Raw genomic sequence first — 17,896 nt, 5'->3', positions numbered from 1 at the left:
CTCAGCGGCGGGACGCCGCCCGGTCGGCCCAGCGGGCCAGACCCGTACCCGCGAAGCGCAGCACCTCGACGGCGCAGCGCCAGCCGACGAGGAACAGCCCCAGCACGACCAGGGTGACCACCCCGAAGCTCCAGGCGAAGCCGCCACCGGTGGCGACGCGGAGCACCAGGCCCAGCACCGCGGTCACCAGCCACACGGTCGCCGAGCCGGGTATCCGCACCGGCCAGCCCAAGCGACGGTGGGCCACCAGCCAGCCGACCAGCAGGGCCACCGCGAAGGGCCAGGCGACGCTGAGGACGCCGGCGACCGAGGCGCCTTCCTCGTGGCTGAGACGTCCGATCGTCGCGAAGAGCAGCACGAAGGCGAGGTCGACCACGAGGGCGACGATGACGACGGGTCGCGGTCCGGTCGGCTCAGACATGGACCTTGTCGAACAGGCTGGCCTGGGGCGGGGCATGGGTCGGGTCGACGCCGTCGAACAGGCTGCTCACCGACTCGCCCGCGTGGATCCGCTTGATCGCCTCGGCGAAGAGCTGCGCCACCGACCGGACCCGCAGCTCGGGCCAGTGTCCCGGCGCCGGCACGGTGTCGGTCGTGATGACCTCGCCGATCATCGGGTGGTCCCGGAGCCGTTCGACGGCCTTGCCGGCGAAGAGCCCGTGCGTGCACGCGACGTCGGCGCGGGTGCAGCCGAGGTCGGCGAGCCGGTCGAGCAGCTCGACGATCGACCCGCCGGTGGCGATCTCGTCGTCGAGGATGATGGCGCGCTTGCCGGTCACGTCACCGACGATCGAGTCGATGATGACCTGGTCGTCGGCCAGTCGCTGCTTCGAGCCGGCGGCCACGGGCAGACCCAGCAGCCGGGCGAACTGGGTGGCGGTCTTGGCGTTGCCCAGGTCGGGGGAGACCACCACCGAGTTCTGGAGGTCACCGCCGCGGAAGTGGTCGGCCAGCACGCCGATCGCGGTCAGGTGGTCGACCGGCACCGAGAAGAACCCGTGGACCTGCGGGGCGTGCAGGGTCATGGTCAGCACCCGGTCCACCCCGGCTGCCACGAGCATGTCGGCGACCAGCCGGCCACCCAGCGAGATCCGCGAGGCGTCCTTCTTGTCGGAGCGGGCATAGGCGTAGTGGGGGATGACCGCGGTGATCTGGGCGGCCGAGGCACCCCGCGCCGCGTCGATCATGAGGAGCAGCTCCATCAGGTGCTCCTGGGTCGGGGGCACGAGGGGCTGCACGATGTAGACGTCGCGCTGGCGGCAGTTCGCCAGCAGCTGGGCCTGCAGGCAGTCGTTGCTGAAGCGTTTGATCTCGGCGGGGGACAGGTCCACCCCGAGCGCCTCACAGATGCGACGGGCCAGGGCGCGGTGCGCGCTCCCGCTGAAGACCACGATGTCCCGCAATGGCACTCCTGGTGGGTGGGTGGCCGGACTGGTTGGTTGCTCACCGACCGAACGTCTGGGACGAGCCTAACCCGCCGGCCCGCGCTCTGGCGCGCCGGCGGCATACAGGTGCCTGCGGAGCTCGCCGACGAGCTCGGCGCGGTGCTGGGCCGAGGTGGGGACCATCCCGGGGATCGACACGAACCCGTGCGGCACCCGGACGTAGTTGGTCAGCCGGACCGGCACCCCCGCGACCTCCAGGGCCTCGGCGTAGCGGACCCCGTCATCACGGAGCGGGTCGAGGTCGGCGGTCTGGACCAGCGCCGGCGGCAGACCCGCGAGGTCGCCGAACAGCGGCGACAGGAGGGGGTCCCGCCAGTCCGACCCGGTCGGCGCGTAGAGCTCGCGGAAGGCCACGATGCTGGCCCGGGTGAGCAGGGGCGCGTCGGCGTTCGCGGCGATGGACGGCGACGCCAGGGTCATGTCGGTCGCGGGGTACAGCAGCGCTTGGTGCACCACCGGAGAGTCGCCGCGGTCGCGCAGCAGCTGGGCAGCCACGGCGGAGAGGTTGCCGCCGGCGCTGTCGCCGCAGAGCGCGATCCTGCGGGTGTCGGCGCGCAGCTCGGCACCGTGGTCGGCCACCCACGCGATGGCATCGGTCACGTCGAAGGCCGCGGTGGGTCCCCGGTGCTCCGGTGCGAGCCGGTAGTCAACGCTCACCACCACGGCCCGCACGCGGGCCGCCAGCAGCGTGCAGAGCGGGTCGTACATCACCACGTTGCCCCGCACGAAGCCACCGCCATGGACGAAGACCACGACCGGCACGTCCACGTCGGTGTCGCGGACGCCTCGGGGACGGTAGATCCGCAACGGGAGCTCGTAGCCGTCGCGGGTCTGCGCGGTGCCGTAGGTGATGCCGACCGACCGGTCGACCCGACCCGTCACCCACGAGAACGGCGGGCGGTCCGGAGTGACCGTCCCGCGGTCGGCCTGGATCTCCTCGAGGGACTGCCGCTCGATCGGCTTGCGCAGCCCGTGGTCCAGGACGGCGCTGATCAGGGCGGTCCGTGGATAGAGGGCGAAGGGGGAGTACCGCATGGTCTGTCACTCTCTCACCTAGGGTGAGCCCATGAGCGCGGGAGTGGCATGACCGTCCGCAGGGTGATGGGCATCGAGACCGAGTACGGCATCTCTGTGCCGGGCGACCCCGCAGCCAACCCCATGATCCTGTCGGGACAGGTGGTCAACGCCTATGCGTCGGCGCAGGGCATCCGGGCCGCCCACGCCTCCTGGGACTACGCCGACGAGGCGCCCCTGCGCGACGCCCGCGGGTTTGAGATGGGCCGCAGCCTCGCCGACCCGAGCCAGCTGACCGACGAGGAGGACCCGACCCTCGCCAACGTCGTCCTCACCAACGGCGCCCGCCTCTACGTCGACCACGCGCACCCCGAGTACTCCTCTCCGGAGGTGACCTCGCCGCGCGCCGCCCTCGCCTTCGACCGGGCCGGTGAGGCGATCATGGCCGAGTCGGTCCGACGCCTCTCCCAGGTCCCGCCCGGGGTCAACCTCTACAAGAACAACACCGACGGCAAGGGCCAGTCCTACGGCACGCACGAGAACTACCTGATGCGCCGCGAGACGCCGTTCACCGACATCGTGCGCCACCTGGTGCCGTTCTTCGTCGCCCGGCAGGTCGTCACCGGGTCGGGCCGGGTGGGCATCGGGATGGACTCCCGCACCGCCGGCTACCAACTGAGCCAGCGCAGCGACTTCTTCGAGGTCGAGGTGGGTCTCGAGACGACGCTCAAACGCCCGATCATCAACACCCGCGACGAGCCGCACGCGGTGGCCGACCTCTACCGGCGGCTGCACGTCATCATCGGTGACGCCAACCACTGCGACGTCGCCAACCTGCTCAAGCTCGGCATGACGTCGTTGGTGCTGGCCATGATCGAGGACCGCGCCATCGACGTCGACCTGACCGTGGCCCGCCCGGTCGCCACGCTCCAGGCGGTCAGCCACGACCCCACCTGCCGCGCCCTGCTCGAGCTGCGCGACGGCACGAAGCTCACGGCGGTGCAGCTGTTGTGGCGCTACCACGGCCTGGCCGAGCGCTACCTGACGAGGCGGTATGCCGGTGAGCTCGACGACGACACGGCCGAGGTGATGCGCTGGTGGGCGGTCATCCTCGACCGGCTCGAGCGCGACCCGATGGAGGCGTCCCGTGAGCTGGACTGGGTGGCCAAGCAGCAGGTGATGCAGGGCTACATCGAGCGCGACGGGCTCGACTGGTCCGACTCGCGGCTGCGGGCGATCGACATCCAGTGGTCCGACGTGCGTCCCGACCGCGGCATCTTCCACAAGCTCCGGGCGGCCGGGCGGTTCGAGGAGCTGGTCACCGAGGAGACCGTCCTCGAGGCCGTCCACGAGCCACCCGCCGACACCAGGGCCTACTTCCGGGGCAAGTGCCTGGAGAAGTACCCCGACCAGATCGCGGCCGCGTCCTGGGACTCGGTCATCTTCGACATCCCCGGACAGCCGTCCCTGCAGCGCGTGCCGATGCTCGAACCGTTGCGCGGCACCAAGGCGACGGTCGGACCCCTGCTCGACCGCAGTCCGGACGCAGCCACGTTGTTGCGTGAGTTGGCGTCCGCATCGGGATAGGTTGAGGGCAAGCCCCGCGAGTGAGAGGTCCCACCAATGCCCAGCCAAGAGCAGAGCCGGCCACAACGTCGCGACGACGCCCCCGACGAGGCGCCCGAGCCCACTCCCGCGGCGCCGGAGGCCACGGCCCGCAAGGAGAACCTCGACTCCGACATCGACAGCGTCCTCGACGAGATCGACGGCGTGCTCGAGTCCAACGCGGAGGAGTTCGTCCGCGGCTTCGTCCAGAAGGGCGGCCAGTGACCACTGGAGCCGACGCGGGCAAGCTCCCCGCGGCATACCTCTCGGCTGGGTCGTCCTCGTTCACCGAGTTCGTCGGCGCCCACGCCCCCTCCCTGCTGCCGTCCCGGCGGGTGCTGCCCCCGGGCAGCATGCTCGAGGCGCCGCACGGCACGACGATCGTCACCGCGACCTTCACCGGCGGGGTGGTGATGGCCGGTGACCGCCGCGCCACGATGGGCAACATCATCGCCAACCGCGACATGGAGAAGGTCTTCGCGGGCGACGAGTACTCCGCCGTAGGGATCGCCGGCACCGCCGGGATCGCCATCGAGCTCGTCAAGCTGTTCCAGGTCGAGCTCGAGCACTACGAGAAGATCGAGGGCACGCTGCTTTCGTTGGAGGGCAAGGCGAACCGGCTCGCCTCGATGATCAGGTCGAACCTCGGGATGGCCATGCAGGGCCTGTCGGTCGTGCCGCTCTTCGCCGGCTACGACCTCGACCGCCAGCTCGGCCGGATCTTCTCCTACGACGTCACCGGCGGGTGCTACGAGGAGCACGACCACCACAGCGTCGGCTCCGGCTCGCTGTTCGCGCGGGGTGCGCTCAAGAAGGTCTGGCGTCCCGGCCTGACCGCCGACGAGGTCGTCAGCGTCGTCGTGGAGGCCCTCTACGACGCGGCCGACGACGACTCCGCCACCGGCGGCCCCGACGTGGGACGCCGGATCTGGCCCACCGTCGCCGTGGTCGGCGTCGACGGCGTGCGCTTCGTGTCCGACGACGAGCTGCGCGAGGTGGTCGAGGCCGTCATCGCCGCACGACAGGGCAACCCGGGAGGTGCGCGATGACGAGCATGCCGTTCTACGTCTCGCCCGAGCAGCTCATGAAGGACCGGGCCGACTACGCCCGCAAGGGAATTGCCCGCGGCCGCTCCGTGGTGGTGCTGGGCTACGACAAGGGCATCGCCTTCGTCGCCGAGAACCCCTCGCGGGCGCTGCACAAGGTCTCCGAGATCTACGACCGCATCGCGTTCGCGGCAGTCGGCAAGTACAACGAGTTCGAGAACCTGCGGGTCGCGGGCGTCCGGTATGCCGACCTGCGCGGCTACTCCTACGACCGCACCGACGTGACCGCGCGCGGTCTGGCCAACGCCTACGCCCAGACGCTCGGGACCGTCTTCACGCAGGAGTCCAAGCCCTACGAGGTCGAGATCGTCGTCGCCGAGGTCGGCTTCACGGCCGATGAGGACCAGATCTACCGCCTCACCTATGACGGCTCGGTGGCCGACGAGCTGGGCTTCGTGGCGATGGGCGGTGCCGCCGAGACGATCGAGACCGGGCTGAAGGACCGCTGGAGCCCGGGTCTCAGCCTCGGCGACGCGCTCAGCCTCGCCGTGGGGTTGCTGGGTCAGGACCCAGCCGCAGCCGCCGGCAGTGCTCCGCGCACGCTCACGGCTGCCCAGCTCGAGGTGGCCGTGCTCGACCGCGAACGCCCGCGCCGGACCTTCCGACGCATCGGCGGCGGCCTGCTCGACGCGCTGCTCAGCACCGACGACCCGACCAGCGACGCCCCCGCCGAGGACGACCCGACCCCGGGTCGGCACGACACCCTCACCGGCGAGGGGTCGCCCCGCGACGAGGCGAGCAACCCGCAGACCCAGCGTCAGGAGCAGGGTCCGGCGAGCGACTCAGACGGGTAGCTTCTCGGACAGCCAGGCCGTGGTGGCCGCCCAGGCCTCCTGCGACGCGCCGTCGTGGTGGAACACCGGCGACGGGTTGTCGAACGCGTGGCCGGCACCGGGGTAGGTCAGGAACGTCACGTCGTCGTTGCCGGCCGTGACCACGGCCTCGATCTCGCGCACGGTGTCCACCGGGATGTAGTCGTCGTCGAGCCCGAAGTGGTGCAGGCTGGGCGCGCTCACCTGCGGGGCGAGGCCGAGCAGGTCGGGCAGGGCCGAGCCGTAGTAGCTGACCAGCGCATCGGGGCCGGCTCCCGCGGCGCCGGTGACCGCCGCGACGTTGAAGGCCAGCCCGCCGCCGAAGCAGAACCCGAGCACGCCGACCGGCCCGTCGACCGACGGGAGGTCCTGCAGCGCGTCGAGGGTGGCGGCACCGTCGCCGACGGCGGCGTCCCAGTCGAGCTTGCCGACCAGCTCCATCGCGCGGGGGAGCCCCTCGGCGGCCTCGCTGACCACCTCGTCACCGATCCGCCAGTAGAGGTGCGGCACCAGCACGACGTAACCGAGGTCGGCGAGGTCCTGGGCCCGGCTTCGGACGTAGTCGGTGACGCCGAAGATCTCCTGGAAGAGCACGACGCCAGGGCCCGTGCCGGCCTCGGGCAGGTAGAGGTCCGCGGGGACCTCACCGTCGGTGACGGAGACGGGGTGGCTGGCGAAGGCGCTGGCTGGGGTCATGCCCCCAACGTAGGCCGCGCGGCGGTCAGGCGCTCGGGGCGTCGGCGAAGCGCAGGTACGGCTTGACCACCTCGACGCCCTTGAACCGGGCCTGGGCGTCCTCGGTGGTGACGGTCGGGGCGACGATGATCCGCTCGCCCGCCTTCCAGTCGGCCGGGGTCGAGAACGGGCCGGAGTCGTTGACCTGCAACGCGTCCAGGGCCCGCAGGATCTCGTCGAAGTTGCGGCCGGCGCTCTTGGGGTAGGTCAGGGACAGGCGCACCTTGCCGGCCGGGTCGATGAGGAAGACCGAGCGGACGGGCGACGTGTCGCCGGCGCCGGGGTGGATCATGTCGTAGAGCTCGGCGACCTCGCGGTCCTTGTCGGCGACGATCGGGTAGGTCACGGCGGCGCCGGACACCTCCTCGATGTCGGACTTCCATGCGGTGTGGTCCTCGAGCGCGTCCACGGAGACGGCGAGCACCTTGGTGTTGCGCGCGGCCCACTCGTCCTTGAGCTGCGCGACCCGCCCGAGCTCGGTGGTGCAGACCGGCGTGAAGTCGGCGGGGTGGCTGAACAGCACGGCCCAGCCGTCGCCCTTCCAGTCGTGGAAGGTCAGCTCGCCCTCGGTCGTCTGGGCGGTGAAGTCGGGGGCGTCGTCGCCCAGTCGCAGGGTGGCCATGACGGTCCTCTCGAAGGTAACGCGATGTTTGTCGTGACCAAACATGCCGTTATCTGCCCGAGGAGTGGATGACCTGTCCGGATGTTGGTACGTCGGCAGCCGCGGCGATGCCGCCGGGTGTGGCGCCGACCTAGCTCCGGGCGGCGGCGATCAGCGCGAGCTCGTCGGAGGGGGACAGGCCGGCCTTGCGGGCCCGGCCCGGCCCGGCCGACACCTCCCACGCGAGGGTGTCGGCCAGGGTCTGCTCGAGCGGTCGGGCGACGAGCCCGAGCGCCTCGGCCGCGGCGGTGCTGCGGGCCATGAACCCGGCGTACTCCGGCAGCGGCAGCCACAGCGGGAGGCTGCGCTCGCCGGACCACGGGGCGACCTCGTGGGCAGCCAGCCAGTCCTGGTCGACGGGCACGACCGGCCCGCTGTGGCCGGCGACCGACCGGGCCGCCGCGAGGTGGTCGGCCAAGGGGATCGTCGGACCGCTCGCGTTGACCACCCCACCGGCCCGGGAGAGGCCAGCCGAGACCAGCCACTGCGCGAGGTCCCGCACGTCGAGCACCTGGGTCAGCAGGGGACTGTCGGGCACGAGCACCGCGTCGTCAGGGCTGGCCGGGTGGGCAAAGCGCAGCGGCCAGTAGCCGGTGCGGTCGGTGTGGTCGCCGGGCCCGGCGATCAGCCCGGAGCGAGCCACCAGGGCACGCTCGCCCACGGCGTCGAGGACGAGACGCTCACCCGCCACCTTGCGGGCGCCGTAGGTCTCCCAGCCCTCGTCGTCGGCCTCGTGGGCGGGCAGCAGCGCTGCGGTCTCGTCCGCGCCCGGGACCTCTCCGGCGGCGTAGACCGAGGCGGAGGAGACGAAGACCCAGGACGCGGCGCGATCGCCCACCGCCTCCAGCGCCCCGGCCACGTGGCTCGGCTGACGGGCGACGTCGATGACGACGTCCCAGTCCCGGTCGCGCACCACGTCGTAGGCGCCGGGTGCACCGCGGTCCGCGCGGACCACCTCGACGTCGTCCGGGGGTGCACCGGACTGGCCCCGGGCCAGGATCGTGACCTCCTGGCCCAGCGCCACGCCGGCGGCAGCGACCGCACGGCCGAGCCAGGCGGTCCCGCCGAGGACGAGCAGCGACACGGGGACTCAGGCCCGCGTGCCGGCCTTCTCGTCGACCTCGGCCTCGTCGTCCTCGTCGTCCTCGAGCTCGTCGTCGTCCGCGTCGTCATCCTCGTCGTCCGCGACGTCGTCGAGGTCGTCGGAGGTGGCTCCGTCGACCGGGACCGCCTCGTCCTCGACGTCGGAGTCGGTGTCGGTCTCCTCGACCGGCTCCGCTGCCGCAGCCGCAGCCGCAGCCGGCTCGGCCGGGGCGTCCTCGTGGTCGTCGAGGCCGTCGACCATGGCGGCACCGCCGAGGGTCGCGAGCATCTGCCGGACGTTGCTCAGCTGCGCGGTGATGCTGTCACGGCGCTGCGTCGCCGCGGACAGCTCACGCTCGGAGTCGCGGCGGATCCGCTCGGCCTGCTCGCGCGCGGCGGTGACCAGCTGCTCGGCCTCTGCCTTGGCGGCCTCGAGCGCGCGCTGGGCCTCGGCGTGCGCCTCCGCGTGGGCTCGCTCGCTGTCGGCCGACAGCGTGGAGGCGCGCTCCTGCGCCTGGGTGAGGGCGTCCTCGTGGGCGGCCATCTGCGCGGAGAACTCGGCGGCGGCCTTGTCGCGTCGCTGACCGAGGGTGGCCTCGAAGTCGGCAGCAGCCGAGGCGGCCCGGGCCCGCTGGTGCTCGTAGAAGGCCTCGGCCTCCTCGCGGCGGGCGGAGGCCTCACGGTCGGCGTCGTCGAGGATCGCGTCAGCCTGCTGCTTGGCCTTCTCGACGACCTGGGTCGCCTGGGCGTCGGCCTTGGTGCGGACGTCCTCGGCGTAGCGGTCGGCCTCCGCGCGGAGCCGGTCGGCCTCCAGCGTGGTGGTGCCCTTCAGGGTCTCGGCGTCGGCTCGCGCGTTGGTCCTGATCTCGTCGGCCTCCTCGTCGGCGAGGCCGAGGATGGTGCCGATCCGCTCGCCGAGGTTGGCGTAGGTGGGGGCGGCGGCCTTGCTCTGCTCCTCGCGCAGGCTGGCGAGCGCCTGGGCGGTGCCGGTCTGCTCGTCCTGGGCCCGGGCCAGCGCGGCGCGCAGCTCGCTGACCTCGACAGTGCGTTCAGCTGCCTCCTGGCGCGCCTGCTCGAGGGCACCCGCGTGCTCCGCACGCCACTGGTCGACCTGCGCCGGGTCGTAGCCGCGCAGGACGCTGCGGAAGGAGGTCGTGTCACTCATGGTCGTTCCGTTCTTCATGGGGGATGGGGTCGGGGGTGTCGGGGGTGTCGTCGGTCGGGGTCACGGCCGCCTTGTCGGGCACGGCGAGCGCGTTGATCACGCCCGAGAGGTGGCCCAGCTGGGTGGTGATGTCCTCGCGCCGCGAGGCGAGGGCGGCCACCTCGGACCGTGCGCGTTCGAGCATGGCACGCGCCTCGTCGCGGACCCGGTCGGCATCCGCACGGGCCTGGGCGGTCGTGGTGACCAGCTCCTCGCGGGCCTGGCGGTGCGACTCGTGGGTCTCGCGCTGGAGGCGTTCGATCTCCTGGGCGGTCCGCTCCCGCACCAGACGGGCAGCCTTCTCGGCTTCCTCGAGCCGCCGGGCGGCGCGTTCGTCCGCTGCCCGCTCGGTCTCGGCAGCGGTCCAGCGCACCCGCTCGGCCTCGGCTGCCGCGGCGGCGGTGGTGCGCTCGGCCTGGGCCTGCGCGGCGGCCATCACGGCCTCGGCCTGGGCCCTGAGCCGGTCGGACTCCAGTCGGGCCGACTCGCGGTCCGAGCGGGCCCGGTGCGCCGTCTGGGCGAGCGCGGTCTGGATCAGCTGGCGGCGCGAGCGCACCCTGGCCGACAGCTCCCGGTGGGTCTCCTTGCGCATCCGGCGCACCTCGGCGTCACCCTCGTCGAGGATGCGGCGCACGGTGTCCTGGCCCCACTTCAGGTGCTCCTCGGCCTGCGTCATGATCTCGCCGGCTTCCGCGTGGGCCCGGTCGATGCGCTCCTGGGCATCGGTCCGCGCCTGCTCCAGCAGGGCTGCCGCCTTCGCGGCCGTCTCCTGCTCGTGGATCGCGGCCGCACCGATCATCCGCTCGGCCTCGATCTGCGCCTCCTCGCGGTGCTTGGCAGCCGCGGCGGTGGCTTCCTCCAGCAGGGCGGCCCGCGCGGCCTGCTCCTGCTCGTCGCGCTCGGCGAAGTGGAGGTCCATCTTCTCGACACCGGCACGGAAGTCGGCGTCGCGCTCGGCCTCGTGCGCGGCATACCGGGCCATCGCGGCGTCGTAGTCGCTCTGGGCAGCGGCGCGCAGGGACTCGGCCCGGGCGCTCGCCTCGTCGACGAGGGCGGTTGCCTCTGCGCGCGCGGCGGTGACCGCCTCCTCGCTCGTGCGGCTCGCCGACTCGTTGAGCATCGAGGCCTGCTCGGCAGCGTCGGAGACGAGCGACTCCGCCTCACGGGTCGCCTCCTCCAGTGCCCGCCCGGCCTGCTCGCGATCGCGGACCGCGTCGGCGTGCTGGCGCTGGGCGTCGTCGAGCAGCGTCTGGACCTCCTCCCGGATGCGGGAGGCGTCCGCGCGCGCCGAGGCCAGGACCTGGTCGGTCTCGGCGCGCATGGCATCGGCGTAGGCCTGTGCGCGTTCGAGGATGGACTGGGTGTGCCGCGTCAGGTCGCCCACCTGGGTGGTGGTCGAGCCTGGGCTACGGCTTCCCCCGTCCGCTGCGTGGGCGTCGGGCATGCCGCCCATGATTCCACGGTGCGTCAACCTCGCGGACCAAAGGCACGTAAAGCCTAGAGTGTGAGCATGGACCGGCGGATCTTCGGGATCGAGAACGAGTACGGCATCACGTGCACGTTCGAGGGGCAGCGACGGCTGACCCCCGACGAGGTGGCCCGCTACCTCTTCCGCAAGGTGGTCTCGTGGGGCCGCTCATCCAACGTGTTCCTCTCCAACGGCAGCCGGCTCTACCTCGATGTCGGCTCCCACCCCGAGTACGCCACGCCTGAGTGCGACCACGTCCGCCAGCTCGTGGTCCACGACAAGGCGGGGGAGCGGATCATCGAGGGCCTCGTGGCCGATGCCCAGGAGCGCCTCGCCGAGGAGGGCATCGAGGGCGAGATCTACGTCTTCAAGAACAACACCGACTCGGCCGGCAACTCCTACGGCTGCCACGAGAACTTCCTGGTGGGCCGCGCGGGGGAGTTCCAGCAGCTGTCCGACGTGCTCATCCCCTTCCTGGTCAGCCGCCAGATCACCTGCGGCGCGGGCAAGGTCGTCACCACCTCCAAGGGCGCCACCTACTGCGTGAGCCAGCGGGCCGACCACATCTGGGAGGGCGTCTCGTCCGCGACCACCCGCAGCCGCCCGATCATCAACACCCGCGACGAGCCCCACGCGGATGCCGAGCGCTACCGGCGGCTGCACGTGATCGTCGGCGACTCGAACATGAGCGAGACGACCACGATGCTCAAGGTCGGGTCGGCCGACCTCGTGCTCCGGATGATCGAGGCCGGCATGGTCGTGCGCGACCTGACGCTGGAGAACCCGATCCGGGCGATCCGCGAGATGAGCCACGACATGACCGGCCGCAAGACGGTCCGGCTCAGCAACGGGCGCGAGCTGTCCGCGCTGCAGATCCAGTCGGAGTACCTGGAGCGCGCCCAGGCCTTCGCCGACCGCGAGGGTCTCGAGGACCCGATCCACAAGCAGGTCCTCGACCTGTGGGAGCGCACCATCCACGCGGTCGACACCGGCGACCTGTCGCTGGTCGACACCGAGATCGACTGGGTCATCAAGCACAAGCTGATCACCGGCTACATGGCCAAGCACGACCTGCCGATGGAGCACGCCCGGATCGCCCAGCTCGACCTCGCGTACCACGACGTCAACCGCGAGCGCGGGGTGTTCTACCTGCTCCAGAAGCACGGGCGGGCGGCCCGCATCACCACCGATCCCGAGGTGTTCGAGGCCAAGACGGTGCCGCCGCAGACCACCCGGGCCAAGCTGCGCGGTGACTTCATCAAGGCCGCCCAGGAGCACCGTCGTGACTTCACCGTCGACTGGGTGCACCTCAAGCTCAACGACCAGGCGCAGCGCACAGTGCTGTGCAAGGACCCGTTCGCCGCCGTGGACGCCCGCGTGGACCGCCTCATCGAGGGCATGCGCGGCTGAGTCGCCGGATCGGTATGCCGCGTGGCCGCGATACCGGGACGAATCGGGCTTTGCCAGCCGTGAAGGTTATGGTGGGCGCTGGTTCCCCACCCCCAGCGAAGGTCCTTCACCGTGCATCTGCGACGTTTTCCTGCCCTCACTGCCGCCGCTCTGGCGGCAGCCCTGGCGCTCACCGGCTGCGGTGACACCAAGGAGACCAAGGGCTCCGCGCTCGACAAGATCACCGTGACCGGGGGCAGCGACACCACCGCCCCGACCGTGACGGTCAACCCCAAGCCGCTCACCGTGACCGAGACGACGACCAAGGTCGTCAAGGCCGGCACCGGCGCGACGGTCACGGGTGACGAGATCGTCAGCCTCAAGTACGTCCTGGTCAACGGCAAGGACTCCTCGGTCCTCGACAGCAACTTCGGCAAGCAGAACCTCGGCCTGAACCTCGGCGCCAGCGACCTGCTCCCCGGACTCAAGAAGGGCCTGCTGAACCAGAAGATCGGCTCGCGCGTGCTGGTGGCCATGCCGCCCAAGGACGCCTTCGGCACCCAGGGCAACGCCGAGATCAAGGTCGCCGGCACCGACACGGTCGTGTTCCTCATGGACGTGCTGGGGGCGACCAAGCCGCTGGCCTCGGCCGAGGGCAAGGAGGTCGCGCCGGCCAAGGGCCTGCCCGCAGTGAAGGTGGAGACCGGCAAGGCCGCCACCATCACCATCCCCAAGGGCGCCAAGCCGCCGACCAAGACCGTCGGCCAGGCCCTGATCGAGGGCGCCGGCGCGAAGGTCGAGGCCGGGCAGACCATCCGGGTCACCTACACCGGTGCGCTCTGGAAGGACGGGTCGATCTTCGACTCCTCCGCCAACAGCCCCGACAAGTACTTCGAGACCGTGATCGGCAAGCAGCAGGTCATCAAGGCCTGGGACGCCCAGCTGGTCGGCAAGACCGTCGGCAGCCGGGTCCTCATGGTGGTCCCGCCGGCCGACGGCTACGGCGCCGCCGGCAGTCCCCCGAAGATCAAGGGCACGGACACCCTGGTGTTCGTCGTCGACATCCTCGCGGCCTACTGACCCCGCCCCAGCTCCACCCCCTCACACCCCATCCCGACCATTCCCCCCTGCGAAGGAGCACCCCATGGGTTTCGACCCCAACACCACCAAGCCCGAGATCGACTTCCCCGGCGACGCGGCGCCCGCGGAGCTGGTCATCGAGGACCTCACCGAGGGTGACGGCCAGGAGGCCGGAGCCGGTGACACCATCTCGGCGCACTACGTCGGGGTCGCCCACTCCACCGGCGAGGAGTTCGACGCCTCGTGGAACCGCGGTGCGCCCCTCGACTTCCGGCTCGGCGTCGGCCAGGTCATCCGCGGCTGGGATGACGGCATCGTCGGCATGAAGGTCGGCGGCCGGCGCAAGCTGGTCATCCCCCCGCACCTGGGCTACGGCGACCGTGGCGCCGGTGGCGCGATCAAGCCGGGCGAGACCCTGATCTTCGTGGTCGACCTCGTGGACGTGCGCTGACCACCAGCAGCACGACCTGAGCGGTCAGCTCTCCAGCAGCCGGGCGGCATACCGCCCGGCTGCTGCGCTGTAGAGGAAGGCCGCGTGGTCCTCGTCGAGGGAGCGACCCATGGTCGACAGTCGGACCGGCACGGCGCGCAGGGCCGGGTCGAGCCCATCGGCGTCGACCTCGCGCACCCGCAGCGCTCCCTGGGCGCTGCGCACCATGGCGTGCGCCTGCTCGGCGACCAGCAGCCCGAACTCCGACCGGTCCGCGGGCAGCGGGACGTCCGCTGACACCAGGCAGATCCGGCCGTAGGCGGTGGTGCTGTGGTGGGAGATCCCGCGGTGCCGCTCACGTGCGTCGGCGTCCGACACCCGCAGCGCCGCGATGCCTCGACCACCCAGCGTGCCGACCGCGTTGAGCGCCTCGCCGGCGGCGACGCCGGTGTAGCCCCAGGCGGTGCCGGTGCCGACGTTGCCCGGTCCCTGGATGACGATGGCGATGTCTGCTGCGAGGACGTGTCGGGCGGCCAGCAGACCGGAGTGCAGGGTGACCGCCTCGTGCTGGCCGCCGTAGGCCTGCCCCACGGTGACGGTGCCGGCTAGCCAGCCCTGTTCGGCGAGGGTCGCCACGTTGCGCGAGAACGCCAGGGGCAGGGCGCCACCGTCCGTCATGAGGTAGACCACCCGCGCCTGCGGTCGGTCCAGCCGGATCCCGGCGAGCACTGCGGGCAGGGCGGAGTGCAGGTCGGCCACGACGACCGGCATGCCCTGCAGGTCACCGGAGGCGGCCAGCGGTCCGGTCATGACGTCGTGGTGGGGGCTGTCCTGCTCGTCCACGGCCATGAACATCTGCTGCTGCGGCGTGTACCGCGCCTTGACGATGTGCCCCTCGGGCGCCTCGGGGTCGGCCGGCAGCCGGTCGGGCGCGGCCACGATGAAGGCCAGCCCACCGGTGCCGAGACCACGGAGCAGGGCGGAGGCGTTGAGCAGCACCCGGTCACCGACCTGTGGCTCACCGACAAGGGCGGTGTAGGCGAGCGCCCGGACCAGCTCGGCTCCGTCGGGAGCCAGCCGCACGGCATACTCCACGGCGCCCGGCCACCGGCCCCGCACCTGCTCGACCGTTCCCTCGCGCCACTGCATCACGACACGCAGACTAGCCACGAGGGGCGGGTCCCACTCGGGTAGCGTCGGGCGGGTGAGTTCCCCCACCGGGCCGGCGGCCAAGACCGAGCGCCTGCTCAACCTCGTGCTCTGCCTGCTCTACACCCGCCGCCCCCTGCCCAAGTCGCGGATCCGTGCCGTCGTCCCGCAGTACGGCGACGCCACGAGCGACGAGGCCTTCGACCGGATGTTCGAGCGCGACAAGGACGAGCTCCGCGAGCTCGGCATCCCCCTCGTGACCGAGGACATCGGCGGGGCGTGGGACGACGAGGTGGGCTACCGGATCGACCAGCGCGAGTACGCCCTCCCGGACATCTCCTTCGAGGCCGACGAGCTGGCCGTGCTGGGCCTGGCCAGCCGCACCTGGGCGCACGCCTCACTCGCCGGTCCCGCGGCGCAGGCGCTGCGCAAGCTCAAGGCGGCCGGCATCGAACGCGACGGTGACTCGCTGATCGGCATCGAGCCGCGCCTCGGCACCAGCGAGCCGGCCTTCGAGCCGGTCAAGAACGCCGTCGTCGGTCAGCGCACGATCTCCTTCGGCTACCGCACGGGTGGCGAGGGCGAGGTGATGACCCGCGTCGTGCAGCCCTGGGGCCTCGCGTCGTGGCACGGTCGCTGGTACCTCACGGGTTTCGACCTGGACCGGGATGCGGCGCGGGTCTTCCGGCTCTCGCGCATCGACGGCGACGTCACCGAGGTCAAGAACGCGGAGCCGTATGCCGTGCCCGCCGACCACCGCGCGCAGGAGATGATCAGCACCACAGTGGGGGAGCAGCGGACCCGTGATGCGGTCGTCCGGGTCCGGGCCGACCGGGGCAACACCCTGCGTCGCCGGGCCACGAGCACGACCGACCTGGGGGAGTGGAGCGAGCTGGTGGTGCCCTTCGGCGACGACGACGCGCTGGCCGACGAGGTGTGCGGCTACGGCGCCGATGTCGTCGTCACGTCTCCGCCGGAGGTGCGCGAGTTGGTGGTCCAGCGACTGCGCGGGGCGCTGGCTGCGCACTCGGGCGGTGCGGCGTGACTCCGCCGCCGAAGAAGGCCAGGACCGTCCAGGAGACGGCCACCGACCGGCTGGCCCGGCTCCTGACCATGGTGCCGTGGCTGGTCGCCCGACAGGGGATCGACCTCGACCAGGCGGCCGCCGAGCTCGGCATCACGGTCGAGCAGCTCGAGACCGACCTGCGCCTGCTCTACCTCTGTGGCTACGGACAGATGCCCGACGAGCTGATCGACGCCCAGTGGGAGAACGGCCGGGTCTTCGTGACCAACGCCGACACCATCGCGCGGCCGTTGCGGCTCGGTCGTGACGAGGCCCTGACCCTCATGGTCGGGCTGCGGGCGCTGGCCTCCGTGCCCGGCCTGGGGGAGCGGGACGCCATCGAGCGGGCGATGGCCAAGCTGGAGCAGGCCACCGGGGCGAGCGCAGCGGCCGCGGCCCGGGTCGAGGTCGCGATCAGCGAGGGGGTCGAGGCAGGCCTGCTGTCCGACGCCCGCCGCGCCGTCGAGGGCCACCGCCGGGTGCATCTGCGCTATCTGGTGCCGAGCCGTGACGAGGCCACCGAGCGCGACGTCGACCCCATGCGCGTGGTCAACCTCGACTCCCGGTGGTACCTCGAGGGCTGGTGCCACCTGGCTCAGGACACCCGCACCTTCCGGATGGACCGGATCGCCCGCCTCGACGTGCTGGACGAGGACGGCACGCCACCGCCGGATGCGCAGCTGCGGGACCTCGACCTCGGTGCCTTCACCCCGCGCCCCGACGACACCCCCGTCACACTGCGCCTGCAGCCGGGGGCCACCTGGGTCAGCGACTACTACCCGGTCGACTCGGTGCAGACCGACCCTGACGGGTCGCAGACCGTCACCCTGCGCACGGCCGACACACTCTGGCTGCGCCGGCTGGTCTGGCGGCTCGGGGGCCGCGGGACCGTCCTCGCACCGGCCGAGGTTGCGGCCTCGGTGCGCGAGGGTGCACAGGAGGCCCTGCAGGCCTACGAGTAGGGTCGTCCCGTGTGGTGGTGGATCCTGATCTGGGCGCTGCTGGTGCTGATCGCGCTGGCCTACCTGGCGACCCGCGCCTGGGGCGTCTGGGGCCAGTTCAAGGAGCTCACGGCCGAGGTCAGCCGCTCGTCCCAGACGGTCGCCGCGCTGCAGGCCGAGACCGACCGCCTCGGTGAGCGACCGCCGCCGCCCCAGCCCGACATCTTCGGTGACCCCCGTCAGCTGCGCCGGGAACGCGACGCCACCCGCGCCTCGTTGAAGCAGCAGCGGCGCGCCCGACTGGCCGCGCGGCGTCCCAGCTGGGCCCGACACCTAGACTGACTGCAGTGCCGCACCCACGGCACGATCGACATCATGGTCACCTGGTGACCGAGAGGAATTGAGTACCATGCGCGGACTGTTCGAGGGCTGGCACCTCATCATCTTGCTCGTCCTCCTGGTCGTGCTCTTCGGCTTCAAGCGCCTTCCGGATGCCGCGCGCTCCATCGGTCGGTCGATGCGCATCTTCAAGTCCGAGGTCGACGAGATGAAGAACGACGGCAAGTCGGCGGCGAGCGCTGACACCGTCAAGGGCGAGACCGTCAAGGACGCCGGCGCGAGCCCCGGCACCGAGGGCACCAACCCGATCCGCGAGGACAACACCCCGCGCACGGACAACAGCTCCGGCGCCTCCTAGAGTCGCCAGCTCCT

At 71.7% G+C, this 17,896-nt stretch carries 20 protein-coding genes; 11 read left to right on the top strand and 9 right to left on the bottom strand.

The features are described from left to right. Position 1: 1 nt before the first annotated feature. The 3 genes from ASG91_RS02610 to ASG91_RS02600 form a co-directional block, all read right to left on the bottom strand. Positions 2–421 carry a DUF3054 domain-containing protein gene (locus ASG91_RS02610; RefSeq protein ID WP_056921021.1) on the bottom strand — a complete coding sequence of 140 codons (420 nt, stop codon included), beginning with the start codon at positions 419–421 and terminating at the stop codon, positions 2–4. Further along, a complete protein-coding gene (locus ASG91_RS02605; protein WP_056921020.1) occupies positions 414–1,403 on the bottom strand; it encodes a ribose-phosphate pyrophosphokinase in 990 nt (329 codons plus the stop codon). Before ASG91_RS02605 ends, ASG91_RS02610 begins: the two co-directional genes overlap by 8 nt. 66 nt (positions 1,404–1,469) lie before the next feature. Beyond that, on the bottom strand, positions 1,470–2,480 hold the full coding sequence (locus ASG91_RS02600; protein ID WP_056921019.1) for an alpha/beta hydrolase: 1,011 nt from the start codon (positions 2,478–2,480) through the stop codon (positions 1,470–1,472). Positions 2,481–2,528: 48 nt separating this feature from the next. Between ASG91_RS02600 and dop the strand changes: the two genes are divergently transcribed. The 4 genes from dop to prcA are packed head-to-tail and all read left to right on the top strand — an operon-like array spanning position 2,529 to position 5,964. Further along, positions 2,529–4,046, top strand: coding sequence for a depupylase/deamidase Dop (dop, locus tag ASG91_RS02595; protein WP_056921018.1), 1,518 nt, complete (start codon positions 2,529–2,531; stop codon positions 4,044–4,046). Positions 4,047–4,082: 36 nt separating this feature from the next. Then, positions 4,083–4,289: a ubiquitin-like protein Pup gene (locus ASG91_RS02590; protein ID WP_056914404.1), complete on the top strand. Its 207-nt coding sequence runs from the start codon at positions 4,083–4,085 to the stop codon at positions 4,287–4,289. After that, positions 4,286–5,113 (top strand): proteasome subunit beta, encoded by an 828-nt coding sequence (gene prcB, locus ASG91_RS02585; protein WP_056921017.1) that lies wholly within the window; start codon positions 4,286–4,288, stop codon positions 5,111–5,113. Before ASG91_RS02590 ends, prcB begins: the two co-directional genes overlap by 4 nt. Next, the gene (prcA, locus tag ASG91_RS02580) at positions 5,110–5,964 is read left to right on the top strand and encodes a proteasome subunit alpha (protein ID WP_056921016.1); all 855 of its coding nucleotides are present in this window, start codon (positions 5,110–5,112) and stop codon (positions 5,962–5,964) included. Before prcB ends, prcA begins: the two co-directional genes overlap by 4 nt. Here the strand turns inward: prcA and ASG91_RS02575 are convergent. The 5 genes from ASG91_RS02575 to ASG91_RS02555 form a co-directional block, all read right to left on the bottom strand. Then, positions 5,953–6,678: a dienelactone hydrolase family protein gene (locus ASG91_RS02575; RefSeq protein ID WP_056921015.1), complete on the bottom strand. Its 726-nt coding sequence runs from the start codon at positions 6,676–6,678 to the stop codon at positions 5,953–5,955. The genes prcA and ASG91_RS02575 overlap by 12 nt on opposite strands. A 25-nt stretch (positions 6,679–6,703) precedes the next feature. Further along, positions 6,704–7,339, bottom strand: a complete 636-nt coding sequence (locus ASG91_RS02570) for a peroxiredoxin (protein WP_056921014.1) — start codon at positions 7,337–7,339, stop codon at positions 6,704–6,706. 130 nt (positions 7,340–7,469) lie between these two features. Further along, complete coding sequence (locus tag ASG91_RS02565) at positions 7,470–8,462, bottom strand: NAD-dependent epimerase/dehydratase family protein (RefSeq protein ID WP_056921013.1); 993 nt, start codon at positions 8,460–8,462, stop codon at positions 7,470–7,472. Between the two features lie 6 nt (positions 8,463–8,468). After that, the gene (locus tag ASG91_RS02560; RefSeq protein WP_056921012.1) at positions 8,469–9,626 is read right to left on the bottom strand and encodes a hypothetical protein; all 1,158 of its coding nucleotides are present in this window, start codon (positions 9,624–9,626) and stop codon (positions 8,469–8,471) included. Continuing rightward, positions 9,619–11,118: a hypothetical protein gene (locus ASG91_RS02555; RefSeq protein ID WP_157605946.1), complete on the bottom strand. Its 1,500-nt coding sequence runs from the start codon at positions 11,116–11,118 to the stop codon at positions 9,619–9,621. The genes ASG91_RS02560 and ASG91_RS02555 overlap by 8 nt, the downstream gene beginning before the upstream one ends. A gap of 57 nt (positions 11,119–11,175) precedes the next feature. On the opposite strand from ASG91_RS02555, the gene pafA reads away from it, so the two are divergent. The 3 genes from pafA (at position 11,176) to ASG91_RS02540 (ending at position 14,053) form a co-directional block, all read left to right on the top strand. After that, positions 11,176–12,543: a Pup--protein ligase gene (gene pafA / locus ASG91_RS02550; protein WP_056921010.1), complete on the top strand. Its 1,368-nt coding sequence runs from the start codon at positions 11,176–11,178 to the stop codon at positions 12,541–12,543. Positions 12,544–12,654: 111 nt separating this feature from the next. Beyond that, complete coding sequence (locus tag ASG91_RS02545) at positions 12,655–13,602, top strand: FKBP-type peptidyl-prolyl cis-trans isomerase (protein ID WP_056921009.1); 948 nt, start codon at positions 12,655–12,657, stop codon at positions 13,600–13,602. 64 nt (positions 13,603–13,666) lie between these two features. Next, the gene (locus ASG91_RS02540; RefSeq protein ID WP_056921008.1) at positions 13,667–14,053 is read left to right on the top strand and encodes an FKBP-type peptidyl-prolyl cis-trans isomerase; all 387 of its coding nucleotides are present in this window, start codon (positions 13,667–13,669) and stop codon (positions 14,051–14,053) included. A gap of 24 nt (positions 14,054–14,077) precedes the next feature. Here the strand turns inward: ASG91_RS02540 and ASG91_RS02535 are convergent, their stop codons facing one another. Continuing rightward, positions 14,078–15,184 carry a DUF3866 family protein gene (locus ASG91_RS02535; RefSeq protein ID WP_056921007.1) on the bottom strand — a complete coding sequence of 369 codons (1,107 nt, stop codon included), beginning with the start codon at positions 15,182–15,184 and terminating at the stop codon, positions 14,078–14,080. 52 nt (positions 15,185–15,236) lie between these two features. On the opposite strand from ASG91_RS02535, the gene ASG91_RS02530 reads away from it, so the two are divergent. From ASG91_RS02530 to tatA, 4 genes are all read left to right on the top strand, one after another. Beyond that, complete coding sequence (locus ASG91_RS02530; RefSeq protein WP_056921006.1) at positions 15,237–16,226, top strand: YafY family protein; 990 nt, start codon at positions 15,237–15,239, stop codon at positions 16,224–16,226. Further along, positions 16,223–17,206, top strand: a complete 984-nt coding sequence (locus ASG91_RS02525) for a YafY family protein (protein ID WP_235545345.1) — start codon at positions 16,223–16,225, stop codon at positions 17,204–17,206. Before ASG91_RS02530 ends, ASG91_RS02525 begins: the two co-directional genes overlap by 4 nt. Before the next feature lie 9 nt (positions 17,207–17,215). Next, the gene (locus ASG91_RS02520) at positions 17,216–17,527 is read left to right on the top strand and encodes a hypothetical protein (RefSeq protein WP_056921005.1); all 312 of its coding nucleotides are present in this window, start codon (positions 17,216–17,218) and stop codon (positions 17,525–17,527) included. A gap of 67 nt (positions 17,528–17,594) precedes the next feature. After that, entirely contained in the window at positions 17,595–17,882 is a 288-nt protein-coding gene (tatA, locus tag ASG91_RS02515) for a Sec-independent protein translocase subunit TatA (protein ID WP_056921004.1), read from the top strand. Positions 17,883–17,896 lie beyond the last annotated feature (14 nt).

Source organism: Phycicoccus sp. Soil802 (assembly GCF_001429605.1).
Taxonomy (GTDB): Bacteria; Actinomycetota; Actinomycetes; order Actinomycetales; family Dermatophilaceae; genus Pedococcus.
The sequence above is the reverse complement of the archived record's forward strand: the minus strand, read 5'-3'. Positions and strand labels throughout refer to the sequence as shown.